The sequence below is a fragment of the Cellvibrio fibrivorans genome (assembly GCF_031457055.1).
Classification (GTDB): Bacteria; Pseudomonadota; Gammaproteobacteria; order Pseudomonadales; family Cellvibrionaceae; genus Cellvibrio; species Cellvibrio fibrivorans.
This window is the reverse complement of the sequence record NZ_JAVDVX010000024.1, coordinates 1-1,569: the sequence shown is the minus strand read 5'-3', so window position 1 is coordinate 1,569 and position 1,569 is coordinate 1. Positions and strand designations below refer to the sequence as shown.

Here is a 1,569-nt window from a genome sequence, read left to right as displayed (position 1 = left end):
GCACGGCGTTGGTTGTCCGTGTTTAAGGTCGTAGGCTGGTGTCTTAGGTAAATCCGGGATGCTAAGGCTGAGAACTGATGACGAGTGTTCCTCGGAACATGAAGTGCTTGATGCCATGCTTCCAAGAAAAGCCTCTAAGCTTCAGGTAAAAAGAGACCGTACTCCAAACCGACACAGGTGATCAGGTAGAGAATACCAAGGCGCTTGAGAGAACTCGGGTGAAGGAACTAGGCAAAATGGCACCGTAACTTCGGGAGAAGGTGCACTGCTGATGGTGAAGGGCTTGCCCCGTAAGCTATTGGCAGTCGAAGATACCAGGCCCCTGCAACTGTTTATTAAAAACACAGCACTCTGCAAACACGTAAGTGGACGTATAGGGTGTGACGCCTGCCCGGTGCCGGAAGGTTAATTGATGGGGTTAGCGCAAGCGAAGCTCTTGATCGAAGCCCCGGTAAACGGCGGCCGTAACTATAACGGTCCTAAGGTAGCGAAATTCCTTGTCGGGTAAGTTCCGACCTGCACGAATGGCGTAATGATGGGGGCGCTGTCTCCACCCGAGACTCAGTGAAATTGAAATCGCGGTTAAGATGCCGTGTACCCGCGGCTAGACGGAAAGACCCCGTGAACCTTTACTATAGCTTTGCACTGAACTTTGAACCTATCTGTGTAGGATAGGTGGGAGGCTTTGAAGTCGAGACGCTAGTTTCGATGGAGCCGTCCTTGAAATACCACCCTGGTATGTTTGAGGTTCTAACGTCGGCCCCTTATCGGGGTTACGGACAGTGTATGGTGGGTAGTTTGACTGGGGCGGTCTCCTCCCAAAGAGTAACGGAGGAGCACGAAGGTGTGCTAATCATGGTCGGAAATCATGAGGTTAGTGTAAAGGCAAAAGCACGCTTGACTGCGAGACAGACATGTCGAGCAGGTACGAAAGTAGGTCTTAGTGATCCGGTGGTTCTGTATGGAAGGGCCATCGCTCAACGGATAAAAGGTACTCCGGGGATAACAGGCTGATACCGCCCAAGAGTTCACATCGACGGCGGTGTTTGGCACCTCGATGTCGGCTCATCACATCCTGGGGCTGAAGCCGGTCCCAAGGGTATGGCTGTTCGCCATTTAAAGTGGTACGCGAGCTGGGTTTAGAACGTCGTGAGACAGTTCGGTCCCTATCTGCCGTGGGCGTTGGAGATTTGAGAAGAGTTGTTCCTAGTACGAGAGGACCGGAATGAACGAACCTCTGGTGTTCGGGTTGTCATGCCAATGGCACTGCCCGGTAGCTATGTTCGGACGGGATAACCGCTGAAAGCATCTAAGCGGGAAGCCTCCTTCAAGATGAGATCTCCCTGGGACTTTAAGTCCCCTAAAGAGCCGTTGAAGACTACGACGTTGATAGGTTGGGTGTGGAAGCGCAGCGATGCGTTGAGCTAACCAATACTAATTGCTCGTGCGGCTTGACCATATAACAGAATCGACTGTTAGACGGTTTACAGATTCAAATGCACTAACACTGCACCGGACTTGTTAAGATATACAAGCATCCAAAACACTGTAAAATACAGATATGTAAAA

General features: G+C 51.1%; 1 rRNA gene. It reads left to right on the top strand.

From position 1 onward, the window contains the following. A 23S ribosomal RNA gene (locus J2X05_RS21090) occupies nucleotides 1-1,459 on the top strand; the annotation flags it as partial. Nucleotides 1,460-1,569: the final 110 nt, after the last annotated feature.